Source organism: Methylocapsa sp. D3K7 (assembly GCF_029855125.1).
Lineage (GTDB): Bacteria > Pseudomonadota > Alphaproteobacteria > Rhizobiales > Beijerinckiaceae > Methylocapsa.
This window is the reverse complement of the sequence record NZ_CP123229.1, coordinates 2,253,021-2,273,582: the sequence shown is the minus strand read 5'-3', so window position 1 is coordinate 2,273,582 and position 20,562 is coordinate 2,253,021. Positions and strand designations below refer to the sequence as shown.

The window sequence follows — 20,562 nt, the reverse complement described above, 5'->3', positions numbered from 1 at the left end:
CGGATTAACCAAGCGAGGATCATCGTTCCCCCGGCGAACGCATTAACCCTGGAGACCGGCCACATGCGCAAAAGATCATTCCGGCAATGGCAGTAAGAGTTGGACGCCGCCTCGCCGTCATTGAGACCAAACAACCATCAACAAGGCCACAAATCCTGGCGCACAATGTGCGATGGGTTGATTTCCAAAAAGGATTCTGCCGATGAAAGGTATGCTGCTAATCGCACTGGCCGCCACTCTCGTGCTTCAGGCTCAAGCGGCCGCGACTGCCACCAGGGGTCCGATCTCGCCGCCGCGCCCATCTGTTCGCAGCACTGCGGAAGATTCCGGAAATTATTACGTGCCCTATGTGAAAGATGCATCGGGAACTCCGGTGCCAATCATGCAAATACCAAGCAGCGTCGTCGTTGTTCCGCAACAGGTGATCCAAGACCAGCAGGATACAACCATTTGCGGCGCGTTGCAGAATGTCAGCGGTGTATCCTGCCGGTAGTCCATTTGTGTGATTACCCCGCCGCCGCGCGCTCGCCTCGCAAAGTTGGCTCAAAATTCGACAGCATAACAACATTGTAGATTATCAAGCCTGCTGCCAATTCGGAACATGCCCGTTTGGCGAGATCGGCTTTTTATCGCCTTAACCCGGCAAGCGGCGAACACGCCCGACTTCTTCTCTATCCGATCGCGTCGTCGAACTCAGGGAAAGGCTACAGTCTAACGCGCTGCCGTGATGCTTCCCTTGGCTCGCCCCAGCCTGCAAAGAAATCACAATAGGTGATTATGTATTTGAAACGCCTCTCCTATCTTATTGCGAATCGGATTGGGAGGATGAAGTTGGCGGTTGTTTCCATGGCTGGACAGCTGGCGCCTCGGGCCATTTGGAGTGCCGCCTGGTCGAGCGCTGACGACCCCGAGCTGCCGACGACGCGGGCCGACTGGACATGCCCGTTGCGGCCAATCGTGAGGGCGAGGCGGACCGTTCCTTGTTCACCCCGCGCCCGCGCCGCTTCCGGGTAATGTCTGGCCAGGCTCCCAAGCCCCGCCGCGCAGGCGCTCCGCGCGGCGGCGGCGGCCGCCGAATTCGCGGCGTGCGAGGAGGCCGCGCGCGACGCCGCCGCGGAGGCGCGGGGCGGCGCGCTGGTGCGCGGCGCTGGCGGCTCATGCACCCGTTTCACCACCGGCTTCGGGATTTCCTTTTCGATTTTCTTCGGCTTTGGTTTTGGCTTATGCGGCGTCATCAGCACGACGTTGGGCTTCGGCGTGGGGGCAAGCTCCGGTACCGGAATCGTCTGCTGCTGTTCGACCTCCTCGGGCTGCGCCTCGGTCATTTGGGGTCCCGGGGTGACCTCGGCGGGCGACTGCGTGGGCGGCGCGACGTCCAGGGGCGCAAGCTCGATCATGATCGCCGCCGGAGGCTCCCCGCCGGCCCGCAAGTCACGGATATACAAGATCCAAAAGACGATCGCCGCGTGAACAAGGATGACTGCGGCGGCGGCCAAGAGCCAGCGCTGCCAGGACGGCTCATCCCCGGGATGCAGAACCGTCTTGGCGACCGTCACGGCCTCGGCTCCAGAGTTTGACTGGCTGGAGGCTTGCCTCCTGACAGCGGGCCCTCCTCAGCGGCGGCCGCCTCCATGCCAACCAGACCGATCTTCAAATAGCCGGCAGCCCGCAGGAGGTTCATCGTTTCCATCACCTCGCCATAGGGCACCTTGCGGTCGGCGCGCACAAAAATCCGCTGCTCCTTGTCGCCCTGGGTCGCGGCATCAAGAGCGCCCGCCAAAGTCTCGCGGCCAATGGGATCGTCCCCAAGCGCCAGCGTAAGATCCTGTTTCACCGTCAAAAACAGCGGCTTATCGGGACGCGGCGCGGGTTGCGCGGTGGACGCCGGAAGATCGACATTCACATCAACCGTCGAAAGCGGCGCCGCCACCATGAAAATGATCAGCAAAACCAATATGACGTCGATGAATGGCGTCACGTTGATTTCGTGGGTTTCCTCGACGCGATCCTCTTCGAGGGAAAGACGCATGGCCATCGGGCTTACTCCGCGGATTCGTGCAGACGGACGACCGGGGCCTTTTCCTTTTGCGGCGGCAATTCCTCGCGGTCGAGGTCGCGGGAGAGGTGGCGCAGAACTTCCGCCGCCGCGTCGCCAAGCTGCGCCCGATAGGACGTAATGGAACGGGCGAACCCATTGTACATCACCACCGCCGGAATGGCCGCGACCAGCCCCATGGCAGTCGCTAGCAAAGCCTCGGCGATGCCGGGCGCCACCACCGCGAGGTTGGTCGTGTTGGTCTTCGAAATCCCAATGAAACTGTCCATGATTCCCCAGACGGTTCCAAAAAGCCCGATAAAGGGCGCCGTCGCCCCGACCGTCGCGAGAATCCCTGTGCCCCGCATGATCCTCCGTCCCGCATATGCCTCGATGCGCGACAGCAAGGTGGCCGTGCGGTCCTTGACGCCCTCAATGGCAAGGCCCTCGGAACGGTCGGCTTCGCCCGCGGCGGCGGCAACAAAACGCGCGATGGGGGATGTCTCGGAGCCGAGCTCTTTTTCCGCGACGCGGAGGCTCGCGGCATGGGCGAGAATCTCGAAATTGCGGCGCGCCCGAGCCTTGGCCATCCAGAGTTCGATCGTTTTCGCCAGCCAAACCGTCCAGGTCGCGAGCGAGGCCAGCGCCAGCCCCACCATGACAATTTTCACGGGCAGGACGGCGCTGAGAAACATGCCCCAGGGGGAGAGATCCCGCGGCAGGGTTGACGGCAGCACTGCTTCGGTGACGTGCGGCGAAGGACTGGCGGCTTCGGCGGCAGGCACGGAGGATTCCGCGGCGGGCGCAACCGTCTGCCCCGCCGTCACCGGCGCGGCCTCAGGGGGTGAAACAGGTGTAGAAGAGGGCGGCGCAGCAGGCTGGGAAAGCGTGGCTGCCAGTGGAGCGTCCGGCGAAGGCGCCGAGGTCTGCGCTTGAAGCGGGCCAGCGCAGACTATCGCACCGAGCAAAGCCGCCAAAATTGCCACAGCAAGATCTCGATCCACGTTCCGCCTGACCAAATGGTTATCTTTCAGTGACATCATTTCTTTTCTCCTCATGGCATTCTTCCAGGCACCGCCGGATCGAATACCGGTTTTGAGTCGGCTGGGTATGGACTGTCTGTCTAACCTTCCCGGCAGATGTCCGCGATCACACCTGTGTCCATTGCCGCAGCAAATTGTGATAGGTCGCGGTCAGCGAGACCAGCGCGGAATGACCGGGAACGTCCTTTGTCAATTGGATGATCGTCGCGTCGAGGTCGAATAGCAGCGCACGCCTCGTTTTGTCGGGAATGAGACTTTGAATCCAAAAAAACGACGCGAGGCGCGAACCGCGTGTGATCGGCGCGACCTCATGCCGGCTGTCAGCCGGATAGACAACGAGATCCCCGGCCGGAAGTTTGACCGTGTGGCTGCCGTAACTGTCTTCGACGGCCAATTCGCCGCCTTCATATTCATCGGGCGAACTCAGAAATAATGTCGCCGATACGTCGGTGCGGATGCGGATGCCGCCATCGACGGTTTGGCGAATAGCGTTGTCGACATGCAAACCGAAACCCATCCCCGCCTCGTACCGATTGAACAGTGGTGGAAAAACTGTGTGCGGCAGAACCGCCGAAATAAACAATGGGGAACGCTGTAAAGCGCGGATGACCATGTCGCCGAGCTCGCGATGTTCGGGACCCCCTTCCGCCAATTGCAGATTGTTCTTCACCTGCTTCGACTGATGCCCTGCCGTGGCGCGCCCATCAATCCAGGCAGCGCGTTCCATAGCCTCGCGGCACTGTGCGAGCTGTGTCTGGTCGAGAACGTCGGGGATATGGACGATCATGTGAACTCAAAGGTTGGAGGGTCGTGACGCACGAAATCCACGAAATCGTCTCCCGCGACGAAGTAAGGATAATGCGGCCGGCCCGCGACGGCTGAGCCATATGATTGTGCCGGTCACTAGCAGAAATGCGGGAGCAACACCGCAGAGGAATGCGATAAGCCGCCAGGCCGCTCCGTGATGCTTCGCCTCATGGACGCGGCGTAGCCAGGCGGTGAAGGCATCACCAGTTGTGGATTGGCGCGTGCTGGTGATGGCGGAGGTCGCATCATCGACCAGCACTGTTTGCGACACGCCGCCGGTTTTTGATACCTGGACGCGCCAAAACTTGCTTTGCTCCGTGGGGGGCGACAGAGAGACGGGCGATAGGCCTTCGCCACTTTGCAAAGCAAGCTCGATCACACGCTGCGGGTCTTGCGTGGGCTGCCGTATCGGCTCGATGCCAGGCATAGGACGCGGCGCTTGCGGTGTGAGCTCGGTAAATATCGCGATCACGGCCCGCGACTGCTGCGGAAAGCTCAGGTAGATGCCGGTCAGCGTCATGACCGCCAAAGGACCCGCGATCCAAAATCCCAGTGTGCGGTGCAGATTTAGGCTTACATTCGACCCACGCTGCCACCGCAAGGCACGGAGCATCCCTCCAAAGCGCGGCCACCATATAAAGGCACCGCTCAATGCCATCACCAAAAGGCCCGTGCCGATCCAGCCGACGATCTGACGGCCCGTCAATCCGTCGACCATGAGGTTCGCATGCAACGCATGTGCAAACCCCACAACACTGTCGCTGCTGCCGGCAATCCCAAGAATATTGCCCGTGGGAGGATCGAGATAGGCCACGCGTGTTTGCCCACTACTCCGCAAGAGTACCGTGACCGGCATATCAGTGCTCAGAGGCCAACGCAGAACAACTGCCCGGCTCCCGGGCGCCGCCGCCACCGCATTGGCGAGATACACTCCGGCGGTTCGCTCAATGCCTCCTGATGTCACGGCATAGCGGGAAGGCTCAAGGAAGCGATCCAGTTCCGTGCCGAAAACCAGCATGGCGCCCGAAAGACCAAGCGGAACGAACAGGAGGCCGAGTCCAAGCCCGATCCAAAGGTGGACTTGACGCAGCATCCGCCGGACGAAGCTGGCGCGGGAACTTTCCATGACGGCCTGAAGCGAGGGAACCTGATCCGATGGGCCTGTTTATTGCCAGAATCCTATATAAGTCAAGAATAACATAGATTTTAATTATTCTAATTTAATATTGTTGTGAATATATCATCATGACACAAAACATATATCTAATAATGCGTCGAGTATTGATCATCATATTCTTAGAGATATAAAGAAAACATGATAATCTATACTTTAGAAAACTTCTAAAGTAACGACCGGGAGCCAAATCATGACGCGGGAAAGCACCAAAAAGTTGGCCGCAAGCGAGCGCACAAAGTCCGATCGTTCTCCCTCCAAATTTATTCTGGCCAAGGCCCGGGCGCCCGTGGCGCGAGCGGTTATTGGTCTTGGCTCAGTGATGTACGCAGGTGCCGCAGCGCCCCAAGAGGCGAGCCAAGAAGTGGCGCAAGACACCGATCAGGAGGTCACTCAGGACGTTAGCCGCAAATCGCCCCGGAAAACTGAAAGCACTAGCGCCGGAACAATAACGCTCGATCCGGTCGACGTGGTCGCAGGAACGGGCGGCGGCAGCGACTATAACCCACGCACGCTGGGGCTAAACCGCATTCCGACGCCGATCCTGGACACGCCGCAAAGTATCACAGTCGTTCCGCAGCAACTCATCCAGGACCAACAAGATTCAACTGTCGTCGAGACGCTGCGTAATGTTCCAGGCGTCACCTTCTTCGGCGGCGAGGGCGGCACCCAAGGTGACAACATCGCCATTCGCGGCTATTCGGCGCGTAACGATTTTTATCGCGACGGCGTTCGCGATCCCGGCTGGTACACCCGCGACACATTCAGCGTCCAGAATGTCGAGGTGCTGAAAGGGCCATCGTCGTTTCTGTTCGGACGCGGATCGACAGGCGGCGTCATCAACATGACCAGCAAATTGCCGCTCTTCGCGACGTTCGGACGCGTCGACATGTCGGGCTACACGGCGGAAGGCGGCCGCGTGGTGGCTGATGTCAATCAGGTCTTCGGCGATTCGGCGGCGCGTATTGTCCTGCTCGGAAACGACACCAACGCCGCCGGCCGCGATCACGTCGTCACCAAGAGGGTCGGCGCCGCGCCATCGATCATCATGAACATGACGGACGCGACCAGGGTCACGCTCAGCTACCTCTTTCAGAAGGATGACAACGTTCCCGATTACGGCATTCCGCTATTGCCGGGATCTTACTTCGGAACCTCCTATGGGCAGCCGGCACCGGTCCCAAAGAATACGTATTATGGGCAGCTGACCTCCGAAAATCCAGACCGCGAAGAAGTCGACGCGCATATCATCACGGCCAGGATCGATCATGAAATCAATCCCGGATGGCTGCTCTCCAATGTGACCCGCTATTCCTATATCGACCGTTTCGTGCGGGTTCGCGGCACGCAAGTCGGCAATCAGGTCAGCAACGGAAGCAACCTTTTCGACGAGCCGTTCGGCGGCACGCGGCTCAACCCCGTGCCGTTCATGTATCCAGTCGGCGGACTTTGGATCAACAACACGAATAATTTCCAAAATCACACGCAAAATTCGCTTTTCACCAATCAGTCCGATCTCGTCGGGCATTTCGACACCGGCTTCCTGCACCATTTGCTGCTCGCCGGCGTCGAACTCTCGCAGGAGACGAGGAGCCATTTCCGCACGACGCTCACGCCCGGTGACCGAGTCAATGTCGCCCTCCCCAATCCCTACCCGTTCTTTGCCGGCTCCTTGCCCACAAACAGCACCTTGCAGGATGACATTGGCCGCACGATCGGCATGTATGCCAATGATCAGGTCAAGATCACCGATTATTTCGAACTCCTGGGAGGCCTGCGCTATGATTTGTTCAAGGTCTGGCAGTTTGCCGCGACAGAGAACACGCTGAGCAGGGGAGTTGTCGCCAAATTCAATGCCGCCACACCCTTTAATATCAGCAACGAAGTCAATTTCTTGAGCTGGCGCGCCGGCGCGGTCGCCCATCCTGTCGAAAACAGCAGCATTTATTTCATGTATGGGACGTCGTTTGACCCCTCCAGCGCGTTTTTGACCATCGCCGGGGGCCAGCAGGATTTTGCGCCGACCACCAGCCAGGTTGCCGAATTGGGTGCCAAGATGGATCTTCTGGATAGCCGCCTCAGCCTGACGAGCGCGCTTTTCCAAGTCACCCAGGAGAACGCGATCGAAACGATCAATTCGGCGGCGGGTCTTTACGCGCAGGTCGGCACGACTCGGGTCAAGGGCGTCGAATTTGGCATCGCCGGGAAGCTGACCGAGGCCTGGAGCATTTTCGGCGGCTACACCTATATGGATGGCCGCGTGCTGGAAAGCGCACGGAACGCGGCAGGCACCGCCTTCATCAGCACGCCCGGCAACCAGATCGCGAATGTCCCCCATAACACTTTCGCCCTGACAAGCACCTACGCAATTACGCCGGCACTGACGGTTGGTGGCAGCGTCTATTACGTCGGTTCGCGCTTCACCACAGCCGCGGACATCGGACGCGTCCCCGGCTACTGGCGCTTCGATTTGCTCGGCAATTATAAGATTGATGAGACATTTTCGTTGCAGGCGAATATTTACAATATCGCGGATACGAAAAATTTCGAGACGATCACGGGGTTTGGGGCAGCTATTCCCGGGCCGGGACGTTCCGCGATTCTCACCGCCAGGATGGCCTTCTAGGGTTGGAACTCAATAAAAGTCTTGATGTGTGAATTGGTTGCTGATTCCCTGCTTTGATGATTCTGGAGCGGGAAGATGCGAGGCAATTTGTTTTGACTGGACGAAGACCAATGGCAACGGATCGAGCCGCATTTGCCATGGGACGCACGAGGCAAGGAGCGCGTTGATGATCGGCGGGTAATCAGCGGCATCCTGCATGTCTTGAAGAGCGGTTGCCGATGGCAGTACGATTGCCCGCCTGAGTATGGGCCGCCCACGACGATCTACAACCGTTTTATGCGCTAGGCGGAGCGTGGCGTATGGGAACAAGACACCAAGGACAGCTTGAGGTAACCCTTCCAGGAAGCACGCGGGGCCATGGGACGCTCCTGAAAACGGATAGGTTCTGACAAACTGGTGATCGGCGGCAAATCCATGGCGGTCGGATCGCATCGCAGATTGCTGCTGCCGGTGAACCCAATCTCGCGGGCCTCGTTTTTCTCGGGTACCCGCTGCACCCTCCCGGCAAGCTAGACCAGCTGCGTGCCAAGCATTTGTCGGACATCAAGGTTCCGATGTTGTTCGTTCAAGGGTCTCGTGACCCATTCGGCACGCCTGACGAGCTGAGACCCATCGTTCAAAAGCTTAAAGTGCGCACTGAGCTTTACGTTGTGGCGGGTGGCGACCATTCCTTCAAGGTCTTGAAACGCGCACGCATCACGCAGGTCGAGAGCGACAAAGCCGCGCTCGACCACATCGAACAGTGGCTACGGAATTTTGTGACGTGAGTTGGGAGTCCAGCCTTGCCGGGCCGCAAGAGAAAACCATCCCAAGCCCGAGCCGATAAGCCGCTCAAAAAATACGCCGAGAAGCGCGACTTCGGTCGGACACCCGAGCCGATCGCTTCGCGTAGCGGCCGGGAGGGCCGCGACTTTGTCGTACAAAAGCACGCGGCGCGTCGGCTGCATTGCGACCTGCGGCTCGAGTTGGACGGCGTGTTGAAAAGCTGGGGAGTTACCAAAGGCCCCAGCCTGACGGTTGGAGAGAAGCGGCTTTCCGTCCGCACGGAAGATCATCCGATCGAATATCTTACCTTCGAGGGGAACATTCCCAAGGGTCAATATGGGGGTGGCTCAATGATTGTTTGGGACCGCGGCCACTGGGAGCCGGAGGGAGATCCGCAAAGGGGGCTCGCGAAAGGCCATTTGGCGTTTACCCTGGATGGTGCGCGGCTCAAGGGGCGTTGGCATCTCGTTCGGATCCGGCCTAAATCTGGAGAAAAGACCGAGCCTTGGCTGCTCATGAAATCGGACGATGCCTTTGCCCGAGGAACAGATATTGGGGAAATCATCGACGAGGAAACAACATCGCAGCTTAGCGGCCGGACAAACGAAGAACTCGCGGCTATGGGTGAGGTGCGTAAATCACGCGGCCAGAGCCGGAGTGGCGAAGGAACGAAAAATAGTCTAGCTGGACATTTGCAAACTTTCGAGTGCGCGCGCCGGATTGTTGCCGGTTTTCCTTGAGCCGAGCCTGGCATCGCCTTGCGAAAAGCCGCCGAGCGGTCCGAAATGGATCCATGAAATCAAATACGATGGCTATCACATGTAGGCCAGGATCGACGGGCGAACGATCCGGTTGCTGACCCGCAAGGGCCTTGACTGGACGGAACGCTTTCGCAGCATTGCTGAGGCACTGAAGATGCTTGGTCTTGGCTCGGCGCTGATCGATGGCGAGATCATTGTTGAAGACGCAAGTGGTATTTCGAGCTTCAACGGCCTGCAGGCCGATCTGCAGGCTGGCCGGATCGACCAGTTCCGATTCATCGTTTTTGACATTCTCTACTGCGAAGGATTTGATCTGACGAAGGTGGTTCTTGCAGAGCGCAAAGAACTGCTGCAGCAGCTTCTCACCGGGTTGCCGGAAGCGCCGCCGATTCGTGTCTTAGCGAGCATCTCGCCGTGGACGGGCCCACCATGCTGGAGCATTCCTGCCGCCTCGGCCTTGAAGGGATCATCTCCAAACGTGTTGATCTGCCGTTTCGTCCAGGCCGTGGCAATCATTGGCTCAAAAGCAAATGCGTCGAGCGACAGGAGTTTGTTATCTTGGGCTACGTCCCTTCGACGGTAAGCAGCCGGTCCGCCGGATCGCTCGTTCTCGGCTATTATGACAGCGGCAAGCTTGTTTATGCCGGCCGGGTCGGGACCGGATGGTCGGGAGAACAATCGAGGGCGTTGCGTGACGAGATCGAGAACATCAACGGGACGAAGCCGCAGTTTGCAAAGGCCCTTCCCGCTGGCGCCGAAAAAGGCGTGCGATGGGCCAAATCAAGCCTCGTTTGCGAGATTGAATATCGTGGATGGACCCAGGACCGACAGCTCCGGGCGGCGGCATTCAAGGGGCTCCGGGATGACAAAGCGGCCAAGGACATCACTTTAGAGGCCTCCTCCATGCGATCGCAATCTACCCCCTCGCGAGACCCCAGCGACATCCACCTCACGCATCCGGAAAAGCTTCTTTGGGTAGAGGCGGGCATCACCAAGCAAGGACTCGCCGAATTCTATGCCGGTATCGCAGATTGGATATTGCCCCACATCGTCGGCCGGCCATTAAGTTTGGTGAGCTGTCCTTCGGGCACGGGAGCCAAGTGCTTTTTCGCCAAGCACCCCTGGCCAGGGCGGGACAAATGTGTTCGTCGAGTCAAGACAGGCGAGAAAGAGCCGATGCTTGTGGTCGATGATCTCACAGGACTCCTCAGTCTCGTGCAGGCGGGAGTGGCTGAGATCCACCCGTGGGGATCGCCCGCCGATCACCTGGACCATCCGGATCGTCTCATCTTCGATCTTGATCCGGGCGAGGCTGTTCCTTGGATGACGGTCATCGAAGCGGCCTCTGACGTACGAGACAGGCTCGGCGCACTTGGCTTGCAAAGCTTCGTCAAGACATCGGGTGGAAAAGGGCTGCATGTCGTGGTGCCAATTCAACCGCGAGCGGATTGGGACGAAGCTAAAGCCTTCACCAAAGCATTTGCGGAGCAGATGGCCAAGGAGAGGCCGGACCGATACGTCGCCATAAACTCGAAACGCCTACGCTCAGCTCACATTTTTGTTGACTATTTGCGCAACGGGCGCGGCGCCACTGCGGTTGCAGCGTACTCGACGCGGGCGTTGCCACGAGCGTCAGTGTCGACCCCCCTTGAGTGGGACGAACTTTCCTCGGGGCTTCGTTCAGATCACTTCACCGTCGGAAACTTGCCGCACAGGCTTCCATCTCTCAAACGAGATCCTTGGCATGATTTCTTTCACGTTCGCCAGGAATTACCGCACCCCAGCCGATGATACGAACGGCACATATTTTCTGGATTTTCCCGATAGCTGCCGGAAGCGAGCTACGCCGGCACTGATATACCGCCGGAACGGCGGCGGCGACCGTTTTGGTGAAGGCCCTCGCCGACGTAATGTCTGCTTTCGAGAAGAGAGCCAGTGCGGCTGAGTGACCAATATGGGCGCGAAACAGAAGCGGCAGGTCGAGAGCGGAACAGCAGATCCCGGACGATCAGAAGCGGCAGCGGGCCTACAATGGTTTTGGTCGGAGGGCATAAATTCGATCCTTTCCGGAAATTCGGCGCTGCGGTATGAAATAGAGATGTCTGCAACACCTGGAATTTTCAGAGAATGTCGGTTTGGAAAGAGCGGCAAGCTGTCACAACCTTTCGTGACGATGAAGCCGGCGGGCCTGAGTTACGCGCTCTCGATTTGACGCTTGATCGGCCCTGACGGAAATGTGCTTACTCTTGGGTCTCTCTTGAGAGGAGATCAAAATGATGGCGAGGTTGCTCTCAGTAAATGTGGGCCTGCCACGCGACATCGAGTGGCAAGGGAAAACTGTCCACACCGCCGTTTGGAAAACGCCGGTTCAGGGCCGACGGATGACACGACGGCTCAACATCGATGGAGACGGCCAAGGAGATTTGGCGGGGCATGGAGGCGAACATCGGGCAGTCTTTGTCTACCAGATCGAATCTTATCGTTATTGGCAAAACCAGCTCGGTCGAAACGACTTTACCTATGGCCAGTTTGGAGAGAATTTTACAGTCGAGGGACTGGCGGATACTGAAGTGTGCATTGGCGATCATTACCGGATCGGCGATGCCCTGTTCGAAGTGACGCAGCCGCGCGTCACCTGCTATCGGGTCGGCATCCGCATGAACGAGCCTCAGATGGCAGCCCTGCTCGTCTCACACGGCAGGCCCGGATTCTATTTCCGGGTCCTCGGGGAAGGCGAAGTCGGTGCCGGCGACGACATCGTGAAGGTCAAGGCGGGTCCCGAGCGGGTGGTCGTCGCCGAGATCAATGCGCTGTTATATTTGCCGGGTCACCCGGCGAGCGGGCTGGAACGAGCGTTGCGCATCCCGGCATTGAGTGCCGGTTGGCGTACCTCGTTAGAGGCGCTGCTCGACCGGGAACGGAAAGTCAACGGAATAACAGGTAACCCCGGGCTTGGCCCACCGACGAGCCCGCCCCCCGCGTGGCGAGGCTTCCGCTCATTGCGGGTGTCCCGCAAGCTGCACGAAAGCAGCAATGTCACTTCGCTCGTCCTGGAGCCGGCCGACGGTGAGCCGCTGATGGCCGCCCTGGCGGGGCAGTTTATCGTATTGCGGCTCAGGCCACGGCCCGACGGGAGCGCTCTCCTACGCAGCTATTCGCTGTCGGGCGCGCCGAGCGAGGATCGCTATCGCATCAGCGTCAAGCGCGAGCCGCATGGCGCTGCCGGGGCTTACATCGATACGCGGGCTCTGGCAGGCGATATTCTTGATGTAAGCGCCCCGCGCGGCAGCTTCACGTTGCGGCAGGGTGAGCGTCCCGTGGTCCTTGCCAGCGCCGGCATCGGCGCCACCCCAGTCCTGGCTATGCTACACGTACTGGCCGCCGAGCAAACTCGGAGGGAGATTTGGTGGATTCACGGTGCCCGCAACAGCAGCGAGCATCCATTTGCGGCGGAGGTGCGCGAGCTCCTCAAGGCCTTGCCCGGAAGCCGTAGCCACATTCGCTACAGTGCACCAAAGCCAACCGATCGGCCGACTGTCGATTTCGATAGGGTGGGGCGCGTGGGCGTGGACGGGTTCGAGGAAATGGGCGTCCCGCCCGATGCGGACTTCTACATCTGCGGTCCAGCCGCGTTTATGAGCGGTCTCGTCGACGGCCTTGCAGGCTGGGGGGTCGCCCGTGACCGCCTGCACACCGAGAATTTCGGGTCGGGCCAGTCGATGACGCCGGGCATCGCCACGGTCCCGCGGCGGCCGCCGCATCTGCCGGGGGAAGCCACGGGCGGGCCGCTTGTATCCTTTACGCGCAGCAATCTCGCTGTCCACTGGGGTTCCGCATTCCACAGCCTGCTCGAACTAGCTGAGGCGTGCGATGTGCCGGTGCGCTGGTCGTGCCGCACCGGAGTTTGTCATACTTGCGAGACGGGGCTGATTTCCGGCTCCGTCGTCTACCGGCCGGACCCAGTCGAGCCGCCGGTCGAGGGCAATCTGTTGATCTGCTGCAGCCAGCCCCAAGGTGACATTGCGCTCGATCTTTGACGCGGTTGAAGCGGCCCCTTGTGCCCGGCCGGTCGTGTTGTACATTAACGATATAAGCAACTGGTTATTATAATGGCGCCTCCTACTGCTGGAGAGGCTTGTCGTGCCCGACTTCGACGCGATCATCATCGGCACCGGCCAGGCCGGACCATCTTTGGCATTCCGCCTAGCCGGCGCCGGGATGAAGGTCGCTGTCGTTGAGCGACATCTCGTCGGTGGCACTTGCATCAATACCGGCTGCACCCCGACCAAGGCCTTGGTAGCGAGCGCCTATGCCGCCCGGATCACGCGGCGCGCCGCCGAGTATGGTGTGGTGATCGGGGGTGATATCGGCATCGACATGCGGCGGGTTAAAGCGCGCACAGATGCGATTGTGGCGGCGTCACGAAACGGGCTTACCTCGGCCCTCGAAAACGCCGCCAACATCACGCTCTACCGCGGCCACGCTCGGTTCGCGTCGCCGCAAGCAGTGGAAATCGCCGGCGAGCGGCTGCGCGCTGGACGGATTTTCCTCAATGTCGGCGGCCGGGCGCTGGTGCCGCCAATGCCCGGCATAAATGAAGTGCCCCGGCTGACGAATTCGTCGATGATGGATGTCGATTTCCTGCCGCACCATCTCATCATTGTCGGCGGCAGCTATATCGGCCTCGAATTCGGCCAAATGTACCGCCGCTTTGGCAGCGAGGTTACGATCATCGAAATGGCGCCGCAGCTCGTTCGCCACGAGGACGAGGACGTGTCGGCGGCGATCAAGGACATCATCGAGATCGAGGGCGTCGATGTCAGGCTGAATGCCGAATGCATCAGCCTCGCGAAACGCGGCGATGAGATCATCGCCAAGGTCGATTGCTCAGACGGTGCCCCCGAAGTCACTGGCTCGCATCTGTTGCTGGCAGTCGGTCGTCGACCGAATACCGACGATCTCGATCTCGACAAAGCCGGGGTGCGCTGGGACGAGCGTGGCTACATCGTCGTCGACGACCAATTGCAAACCACTGCGCCGGGCGTCTGGGCTCTCGGCGACTGCAACGGCAAGGGCGCCTTCACCCACACCGCCTACAACGATTTCGAGATCGTCGCCGCGAATTTGCTCGACCGAGATCCGCGCAGGGTCAGCGAGCGTATCACCGCATATGCCCTTTATATCGACCCGCCATTGGGTCGCGTCGGCATGACTTTGGCCCAAGCGCGCACCAGCGGGCGTCGAGTGCTGGCCGGCGAACGGCCGATGACGCGCGTTGCCCGCGCCGTCGAAAAGGGCGAGACGCAAGGATTTATGCGCATCCTCGTCGATGGCGACAGCAAAGAGATCCTCGGCGCCTCATTGCTCGGTACAGGATGTGACGAGGCTGTCCACGCGATCCTCGATCTGATGTATGCCAAAGCCCCGTACACGGTCATGCAGCACGCGATGCACATTCATCCGACGGTCAGCGAGCTGCTACCGACTATCTTAGGTGACCTCAAATCGGTAGGTTGAGCCGGGGCTGTTCCGCGACAAAAATACACAGGCGCTTCCCTTAGCTTCAACCGACCTCGGCCGATGGCGGTTACAACGCCCGGCAGGCTGAAGCTGCGGTGACAAGAGTGCCGGCGCTGAGCGTAGATATCGTCATGCAGAGCCACGACACGGAGGGCTTCGGCTTCACATTAATGGTGACAGGCAAGAGGATTTGGTGAGGCATTGCGGCGAGCGTCGGGCCGCTTTGTAAACCAGATCGACTGACCCCGGCATCGGCAGCCCGGCTCGCTTTGAAGTTGACGTTGCGTAGCGAGGGAGGATCGAGATGGAAGACCACGACAGCAGAGCGGCCCTGGATCGCCATTGGGCCGCCTCCGACACCAACGACTTTGAGGCTGAGCACCAGATTTACCGAGAGGATGCAGTGCTCGAATATCCACAATCGGGCGAGCGCATCCGCGGGCGGTGGAAGATTCAGTCATCTCGCGCCGCGCAGCCGAACCGGAAACGCTTCACGGTGCGGCGGATAATCGGCGCGGGCGACCTCTGGGTCACTGAATTTGTCCTAACCTATGACGGACGGCCGTCTTACACCGTGAGCATCATGGAGTTCCTCGATGGGAAGGTGGCCCGCGAGACCCAGTATTTCGGCGATCCATTCGAGCCGGGGCCTTCGCGAGCGCAATGGGTCGAGCGGATGCCCTGAAACCTGGCCGCCGTAAGGATGACCATCTGCCGCTCGCTCGCTCGGAGCTGCCGATTGATACGGTCTCTCTCGCCCGCTATCTCATTGGCAAGGTCTTGGTGCGGGAGTTGCCTGAAGGCGTCGCCAGCTGCCGTATTGTTGAGACCGAGGCGTATGTCGTCGGCGACGCCGCCGGGCATGCCTACCGGGGGATGACCCGGCGTAATGGTTCGTTGTTTCTCGAGCGTGGGCACGCCTATATTTATCTCGCCTACGGCAGTTCATATATGCTGAATGTCTCGAGCGAGACGCCCGGGATCGGCGCAGGCGTCCTGGTCAGGGCGCTCGAGCCGCTCGAAGGCATCCCGATCATGCAGCGAAATCGCGGTATCGAGCGCTTGCGCGATCTGGCGCGAGGACCAGGAAGGCTCACTGCGGCGTTGCGGGTTGATCGTTCGCTCGATGGGATCGATCTTTGCCGGGAAGGCCCTCTATGGCTCGGACGCGGGGACCTTGAATCCGTCGAAATCGGGCAGAGCATCAGGATCGGCATTTCGCGGGATGCGAACCGCCTCCTGCGATTTTATCTTCGGGACAGTCTTTTCGTCAGCGGTCCAAAATCACTCAACGCGTAAGAGCCCGCCCCGGTCGCGCTCCCTTTCTCCATCACGCTCGACACCGGAGGGCTGAACCGAAAAGGGACGCTCCTGCACGCTACCAGGAGAAGCCAAAATGTGCTATTTTGACAGAGCGGCTGGAATGGATGCTGACGAATCCTCAGCAACGAGGTCTGGACGGCGACTGAAGGACGCCGCCCAAATTTGTCAGGGGCCCTTTGTTCAAGCTAACTTCTTTTTTTCTTGTTACCACATGGCTGGGGATGGTCACGCAAACACCGAGCCGAGCTGCCTCGACGGATCGTGCGCGGCACGTCTTTTATCGAACGGTCAAGGTCGATGGTCTCTCGATCTTCTATCGCGAAGCCGGAAGGCCGGATGCGCCGACACTTTTGCTGCTGCACGGCTTTCCGTCATCCTCGCGCATGTTCGAGCCTCTCCTGTCCAGGCTTTCTGGCCAGTTCCACCTCGTTGCGCCGGACTACCCAGGATTCGGCCACACCGATGCGCCAGATGCCAAGGCTTTCTCCTACACCTTTGATCATATCTCCGAGGTGATGCAACATTTCACGGAGGCCCTCGGCCTCAAGCGCTATTCGCTTTACCTGCAGGATTATGGGGGTCCGGTAGGATTTAGGCTCATACTCGCGTACCCGGAGCGCCTTCAGGCCCTCGTCATTCAAAATGCCGTCGCCCATGAGGATGGACTTGGCCCGCTGTGGCAAAAGCGGCACGAATTTTGGGCGGACCGGGCTCCAAACGAGGCGGCACTTCGGGAAAATTTCCTGTCCCTCGCGGCGACCCGGCAGCGGCACGTGGGCTCCAGTCCGAACGTCGAGAATTTTGACCCCGATCTTTGGACGGACGAATTCGCGTTCCTCAGCCGGCCGGGCGAAGCCGATATTCAGAGCGACCTCTTCTACGACTATCGGACCAACGTCGCGAGCTATCCAGCATGGCAAGCTTGGCTCAGGCAGCACCATCCGGCAACGCTCGTCATATGGGGAAAATATGATCCATCGTTTCAGGTCGCTGAGGCCGAAGCCTATCGGTTGGATTTACCAGACGCAGAGATCCATATTCTCGAAGCGGGTCATTTTGCGCTCGACGAGAAACCTGACGAGATCGCGGCATTGACCGGGGATTTTCTCCATCGGACGCTTCGCAATCCGACGTCCCCGTGATGGTCGCAAATGGAGCCGTCCCTACTTCTTGGCGCAACGAGGGTCTGCTCTCTGAAGCTCGCCAATCTTCTGATCATCGAACGGAATAGGATCGCAACCGTGCCCTTTTTCACACACGAAGTCGTACCTAGCGGCAGGCTGATGACAACTTAGGCACGTTACCCCTTGCGAGAGATTGACGACATTATCTCCCCGATCTAGGATTTTTGTGCCCGCCTCCGAGACGTCCAAAGCGAAAAACTCCCAGCCGTTCGTTTTGGGAAACATGTCACGCGGATGCTTCACCATGGCTTCAAAAGGAACGAGCTGCAGGATGGTGCCGGCGGGATACTCCTTGTCCGGTATGCTGTCTCCGAAGATACGCATTGCTTCTTTCAACTTCTCGGGATCGGCGTGCTTGATGCGCGTATTCCTGACTTTTGGCCATTCAATGATGCAGTCAAAGTTTTGCTCGGAAAGGGCAATATCGTCAGCAAATACGCTTGTGATCACACACAATCCAAGCCCCGCCGCAAGGACGCCACGCCTAAACACACAAACGGAAAGTCGGCACAACAGCGCGTCGAAATGACGCATGCGGGTTTACTCCTTTTCCTTTTTCTAGCCACGGCATTCACCTCGTGATCGCGGAACGCCGAGATTCGCGAAAACAGATGAGCAAAACTAAATCGCGCCGCCTTCTATCTCAAATATTCTGACGATGGACACGCCATGCGTAGAAGGTGGTCGGCGCCATGCCCCGATGGGCTGTCATCGCTGCATTCCCTAGAAAGAGATCATTTCTTGGTCCACCTCGCGCACAACGATCTTCAACTCATCGTCACCGCACGCGCCCTCGGTTCTTGAGCGTGATGCAACGCCCCAGTGGAGTGGCATACGATGCCGATCGGTTTGCCAGCGGCGAGGAAAGACTCGATCAGTTCAATGGAGTGCTTGTCTTCGGCAAGATCCCACATCGGGCCATGGCCACCCAGATAGAAGACCGTGTCGAAGTCTTCTTGCCTGACGTTGTCGAGGCGGACGGTCGTGTCGAGCTGCGCTTCCGCGGCTGCGTCCTTCTCAAATCGAAGCGTAAGGTCGGTGAGGAACTCGGGTTCGTTGCTCTTAGGGTCGAGTGGCAGGCGGCCGCCTTTCGGAGATGCGAGCCTTCGGTGATGGTTTCCCATACCAGTCAATGGCATCAGGTAAGACTGATCTGATCTGTCTTCGGGCTGTGATGTTGCTCGTGCCATCGATGATGAGGCCAATCTTATCCATGAAGCAGCTTATTCCCGTTCACCTCTTTCCGTAGGCCGTGAAAACGTAATCCTTTGCCTTTACGATCGTATGGCACGTGTAGCCGCAATTGGTGCCCCTCCCTTCGGGCGTAAACGCATCGGAGGCGGCGGCATAGTTAAACTGGGCGTATCCCCATGCGCCAGTGTCCGGAAACCTCTTGCTGTCCTTCACCATGAAATCGATGTCATGCAGGGTATCCGGCACCGTCGTCGGAGCGGGGGCCTCCGTGCTCTTTTTCGTTTTCCAATGGATCTTCGCCATCTTGGAGCCATCGGGAAAATTCCTGCCGTTGTTGGGAACGCCGGCCAGGTAGGCGTCGATCATGACGGGATTGGCGAGGATGACCTCAATCAGATCTCCGCTCTGACTGACGGCGACAGTCTGCCAGGCTTCGTATCCCCTGAACTCGGAGAATGCGAGCCCACTCGGCACTTGCACAGTATACTTGTCCTGGGTCGCAAGGGCCATGCTGCTCAAGCCGGCGAGCAATATACCCATGGTCACAACAGCCGGGATGTTTTTACTCATCAGTACAGAGACTGTCGAAATGGGCGACATGATTAGCCTCCACATCTAAAGTTGAGAACCTTCTCGGCGCCATTTGCAAAACTGGTCGAATGGGTCGAACAATTGGTTCGATGCAGACCACGTGAACTAAGCTTCTTATTTCGGCGTTTCGCCGGGGAACTCTGGACTAACACATAGTGTAGCATATGCAGCGTGATGCGGAAGCCATGGGCGGCGTCCGGCTATCTCGCTTTGATGGGACTGGCCGGTCTCGATCCTTCGGTGATGAGGTCGACCTCTCTCGACCTCAATATCGCCGTGGCGCTGATTGGCACCGTGCAACGCGGGCTGGCGGCAGCTGTGACGGCCGCATACAATCTTCTCAATTCAGTTGGGGCGCTTGTTGGCGCCTATGCGACGCTCAGATCCTTGCCGCCCGCGCTTCCATGGTGGCTCGTCGCTGCGGCGATAGAGGTGATGCTCTAGCGATGAGGGCAATGAAAGAGAGGGCGGCTGCGAGAGTAGTGGATGAGCGTGCGCGCAATGACATTGCTGACCTCCAACCGCTTAACTAAATCACGTTAAAGTGAAAATGCTCTTACAAGAATAGATTTGTCAATGGCTACAAATTTGCCAAACGGCAGCGGCGCTCGCGATCGAATCGTTGTCCCACGGCGGGCGCTATCGTTATCGACATGCGCGAGTTGCCGCTCGATGGCGTCGGCGTTCCATAGGCCACTTTCGTTCAGCATCGAGGACGCGGCCGACCGAAAACCATGGCCGGTCATTTCGTCCTTGTCGAAGCCGAGACGACGAAGCGCAGCATTGATCGTGTTCTCGCTCATGCAGCGCGAAGCCGAGCGGATAGACGGGAAAAGGAACTTTCCATGGCCCGTAATCGTCTGGAGGTTCCGCAAGATGGCGACGGCGGGCGGGGCGAGCGGAACGCGGTGCGCGCGCTTCATCTTCGTTTTTTCACCTGGGATAGACCAGACACCCGCGCCCAGATCGAATTCCGCCCATTCTGCCGCGCGAAGCTCGCCGGGGCGGACGAAGGTTAGGGCGAGAAGTTCGAGCGCTGATCTGGTCTCTGGCGCGCCCTCATATGTCTCGATGGCGCGGAGAAGCCCCCCGAACGCCTTAGGCTCGATAATGGCGGCGCGATGTTGAACAGTCAGCGCGGTCAATGCGCCTTTCAATGCGCCGGTAGGATCGGCGTCGGCTCGCCCGGTCGCGACCGCGTACCGGAAAACCTCGCCGATCGTCGCGTGGAGCCGCCGCGCGGTTTCATGCCTGCCGCGCGATTCGACGCTTCGGAGAACGCTCAAGATTTCCGGCGCCTTTATCTCGGCTATAGGGCGCGCGCCGATGGCGGGCCGGGCGAGGCTCAAACGCCACTCAAGCTGCACCAAAGTGCCCTCGGCCTTCGCCTCGCGCCGTTTCTTGTCTAAGAGTTCTCGGGCGATTGCTTCAAAGGTGTTGGCGGACGCGGTCGCCCTCGCAGCCTTGGCGAGCCTTTTGGCGAGTGATGGGTCTTGTCCAGCGGCCAAAAGAGCCGCTTGGCCTCTTCCCGTGCGTCCC

General features: G+C 59.2%; 19 protein-coding genes and 3 pseudogenes. 13 read left to right on the top strand and 9 right to left on the bottom strand.

The genetic code is table 11. The features are described from left to right. Positions 1-202 precede the first annotated feature (202 nt). The gene (locus tag QEV83_RS10400) at positions 203-493 is read left to right on the top strand and encodes a TonB-dependent receptor plug domain-containing protein (protein WP_280127680.1); all 291 of its coding nucleotides are present in this window, start codon (positions 203-205) and stop codon (positions 491-493) included. A 304-nt stretch (positions 494-797) separates the two neighbouring features. On the opposite strand, the gene QEV83_RS10395 is transcribed toward QEV83_RS10400, so the two are convergent. From QEV83_RS10395 to QEV83_RS10375, 5 genes are all read right to left on the bottom strand, one after another. Continuing rightward, positions 798-1,556: a TonB family protein gene (locus QEV83_RS10395; protein ID WP_280127679.1), complete on the bottom strand. Its 759-nt coding sequence runs from the start codon at positions 1,554-1,556 to the stop codon at positions 798-800. Beyond that, positions 1,553-2,035 (bottom strand): TonB system transport protein ExbD, encoded by a 483-nt coding sequence (gene exbD, locus QEV83_RS10390; protein ID WP_280127678.1) that lies wholly within the window; start codon positions 2,033-2,035, stop codon positions 1,553-1,555. The genes QEV83_RS10395 and exbD overlap by 4 nt, the downstream gene beginning before the upstream one ends. Positions 2,036-2,040: 5 nt before the next feature. Further along, positions 2,041-3,078, bottom strand: coding sequence for a tonB-system energizer ExbB (gene exbB / locus QEV83_RS10385; protein WP_280127677.1), 1,038 nt, complete (start codon positions 3,076-3,078; stop codon positions 2,041-2,043). A gap of 106 nt (positions 3,079-3,184) precedes the next feature. Further along, positions 3,185-3,865: a Fe2+-dependent dioxygenase gene (locus tag QEV83_RS10380; RefSeq protein WP_280127676.1), complete on the bottom strand. Its 681-nt coding sequence runs from the start codon at positions 3,863-3,865 to the stop codon at positions 3,185-3,187. A gap of 6 nt (positions 3,866-3,871) precedes the next feature. Next, the gene (locus QEV83_RS10375; protein WP_280127675.1) at positions 3,872-5,011 is read right to left on the bottom strand and encodes a PepSY-associated TM helix domain-containing protein; all 1,140 of its coding nucleotides are present in this window, start codon (positions 5,009-5,011) and stop codon (positions 3,872-3,874) included. Between the two features lie 241 nt (positions 5,012-5,252). Here QEV83_RS10375 and QEV83_RS10370 point away from each other — a divergent pair, with 241 nt between their 5' ends. The 11 genes and pseudogenes from QEV83_RS10370 to QEV83_RS10320 all read left to right on the top strand — a co-directional run bounded on the left by QEV83_RS10370 (position 5,253) and on the right by QEV83_RS10320 (position 17,196). Then, positions 5,253-7,685 (top strand): TonB-dependent siderophore receptor, encoded by a 2,433-nt coding sequence (locus QEV83_RS10370; protein WP_280127674.1) that lies wholly within the window; start codon positions 5,253-5,255, stop codon positions 7,683-7,685. Between the two features lie 96 nt (positions 7,686-7,781). Continuing rightward, positions 7,782-7,967: pseudogene (locus tag QEV83_RS10365) on the top strand (transposase); the annotation flags it as partial. A 128-nt stretch (positions 7,968-8,095) separates the two neighbouring features. After that, positions 8,096-8,452, top strand: a complete 357-nt coding sequence (locus QEV83_RS10360) for an alpha/beta family hydrolase (RefSeq protein ID WP_348273278.1) — start codon at positions 8,096-8,098, stop codon at positions 8,450-8,452. Between the two features lie 15 nt (positions 8,453-8,467). Further along, positions 8,468-9,190, top strand: coding sequence for a DNA polymerase ligase N-terminal domain-containing protein (locus QEV83_RS10355; RefSeq protein ID WP_280127673.1), 723 nt, complete (start codon positions 8,468-8,470; stop codon positions 9,188-9,190). A 112-nt stretch (positions 9,191-9,302) separates the two neighbouring features. Then, a pseudogene (locus QEV83_RS10350) lies at positions 9,303-9,518 on the top strand (hypothetical protein); the annotation flags it as partial. Positions 9,519-9,640: 122 nt separating this feature from the next. After that, positions 9,641-11,002: a DNA ligase D gene (gene ligD / locus QEV83_RS10345; RefSeq protein WP_280127672.1), complete on the top strand. Its 1,362-nt coding sequence runs from the start codon at positions 9,641-9,643 to the stop codon at positions 11,000-11,002. A gap of 485 nt (positions 11,003-11,487) precedes the next feature. After that, positions 11,488-13,248: an MOSC and FAD-binding oxidoreductase domain-containing protein gene (locus QEV83_RS10340; protein ID WP_280131020.1), complete on the top strand. Its 1,761-nt coding sequence runs from the start codon at positions 11,488-11,490 to the stop codon at positions 13,246-13,248. Between the two features lie 103 nt (positions 13,249-13,351). Further along, a complete protein-coding gene (locus QEV83_RS10335; protein ID WP_280127671.1) occupies positions 13,352-14,728 on the top strand; it encodes an FAD-containing oxidoreductase in 1,377 nt (458 codons plus the stop codon). Positions 14,729-15,035: 307 nt separating this feature from the next. Beyond that, positions 15,036-15,416, top strand: coding sequence for a nuclear transport factor 2 family protein (locus tag QEV83_RS10330; RefSeq protein WP_280127670.1), 381 nt, complete (start codon positions 15,036-15,038; stop codon positions 15,414-15,416). Beyond that, the gene (locus tag QEV83_RS10325) at positions 15,395-16,030 is read left to right on the top strand and encodes a DNA-3-methyladenine glycosylase (RefSeq protein WP_280127669.1); all 636 of its coding nucleotides are present in this window, start codon (positions 15,395-15,397) and stop codon (positions 16,028-16,030) included. The genes QEV83_RS10330 and QEV83_RS10325 overlap by 22 nt, the downstream gene beginning before the upstream one ends. A gap of 245 nt (positions 16,031-16,275) precedes the next feature. After that, complete coding sequence (locus QEV83_RS10320; RefSeq protein WP_280127668.1) at positions 16,276-17,196, top strand: alpha/beta hydrolase; 921 nt, start codon at positions 16,276-16,278, stop codon at positions 17,194-17,196. A gap of 21 nt (positions 17,197-17,217) precedes the next feature. Here QEV83_RS10320 and QEV83_RS10315 read toward each other — a convergent pair whose 3' ends face one another. The 3 genes and pseudogenes from QEV83_RS10315 to QEV83_RS10305 all read right to left on the bottom strand — a co-directional run bounded on the left by QEV83_RS10315 (position 17,218) and on the right by QEV83_RS10305 (position 19,032). Beyond that, a complete protein-coding gene (locus QEV83_RS10315) occupies positions 17,218-17,772 on the bottom strand; it encodes a hypothetical protein (RefSeq protein ID WP_280127667.1) in 555 nt (184 codons plus the stop codon). A gap of 278 nt (positions 17,773-18,050) precedes the next feature. Continuing rightward, a pseudogene (locus tag QEV83_RS10310) lies at positions 18,051-18,341 on the bottom strand (DJ-1/PfpI family protein); the annotation flags it as partial. A gap of 130 nt (positions 18,342-18,471) precedes the next feature. Beyond that, positions 18,472-19,032 carry a cytochrome P460 family protein gene (locus QEV83_RS10305; RefSeq protein WP_280127666.1) on the bottom strand — a complete coding sequence of 187 codons (561 nt, stop codon included), beginning with the start codon at positions 19,030-19,032 and terminating at the stop codon, positions 18,472-18,474. A 165-nt stretch (positions 19,033-19,197) separates the two neighbouring features. Here QEV83_RS10305 and QEV83_RS10300 point away from each other — a divergent pair, with 165 nt between their 5' ends. Next, the gene (locus tag QEV83_RS10300; protein WP_280127665.1) at positions 19,198-19,467 is read left to right on the top strand and encodes a hypothetical protein; all 270 of its coding nucleotides are present in this window, start codon (positions 19,198-19,200) and stop codon (positions 19,465-19,467) included. Between the two features lie 95 nt (positions 19,468-19,562). Here QEV83_RS10300 and QEV83_RS10295 read toward each other — a convergent pair whose 3' ends face one another. Next, the gene (locus QEV83_RS10295; protein WP_280127664.1) at positions 19,563-20,531 is read right to left on the bottom strand and encodes a site-specific integrase; all 969 of its coding nucleotides are present in this window, start codon (positions 20,529-20,531) and stop codon (positions 19,563-19,565) included. Positions 20,532-20,562 lie beyond the last annotated feature (31 nt).

Coding starts and splice junctions, on each gene's coding strand:
- QEV83_RS10300 (WP_280127665.1), top strand. CDS start 19,198: ATGCGGAAGCCATGGGCGGCGTCCGGCTATCTCGCTTTGATGGGACTG.
- QEV83_RS10315 (WP_280127667.1), bottom strand. CDS start 17,772: ATGCGTCATTTCGACGCGCTGTTGTGCCGACTTTCCGTTTGTGTGTTT.
- QEV83_RS10340 (WP_280131020.1), top strand. CDS start 11,488: ATGGCGAGGTTGCTCTCAGTAAATGTGGGCCTGCCACGCGACATCGAG.
- QEV83_RS10375 (WP_280127675.1), bottom strand. CDS start 5,011: ATGGAAAGTTCCCGCGCCAGCTTCGTCCGGCGGATGCTGCGTCAAGTC.
- QEV83_RS10380 (WP_280127676.1), bottom strand. CDS start 3,865: ATGATCGTCCATATCCCCGACGTTCTCGACCAGACACAGCTCGCACAG.
- exbD (WP_280127678.1), bottom strand. CDS start 2,035: ATGGCCATGCGTCTTTCCCTCGAAGAGGATCGCGTCGAGGAAACCCAC.
- QEV83_RS10305 (WP_280127666.1), bottom strand. CDS start 19,032: ATGTCGCCCATTTCGACAGTCTCTGTACTGATGAGTAAAAACATCCCG.
- exbB (WP_280127677.1), bottom strand. CDS start 3,078: ATGATGTCACTGAAAGATAACCATTTGGTCAGGCGGAACGTGGATCGA.
- QEV83_RS10320 (WP_280127668.1), top strand. CDS start 16,276: ATGGTCACGCAAACACCGAGCCGAGCTGCCTCGACGGATCGTGCGCGG.
- QEV83_RS10325 (WP_280127669.1), top strand. CDS start 15,395: ATGGGTCGAGCGGATGCCCTGAAACCTGGCCGCCGTAAGGATGACCAT.
- ligD (WP_280127672.1), top strand. CDS start 9,641: ATGCTGGAGCATTCCTGCCGCCTCGGCCTTGAAGGGATCATCTCCAAA.
- QEV83_RS10370 (WP_280127674.1), top strand. CDS start 5,253: ATGACGCGGGAAAGCACCAAAAAGTTGGCCGCAAGCGAGCGCACAAAG.
- QEV83_RS10330 (WP_280127670.1), top strand. CDS start 15,036: ATGGAAGACCACGACAGCAGAGCGGCCCTGGATCGCCATTGGGCCGCC.
- QEV83_RS10400 (WP_280127680.1), top strand. CDS start 203: ATGAAAGGTATGCTGCTAATCGCACTGGCCGCCACTCTCGTGCTTCAG.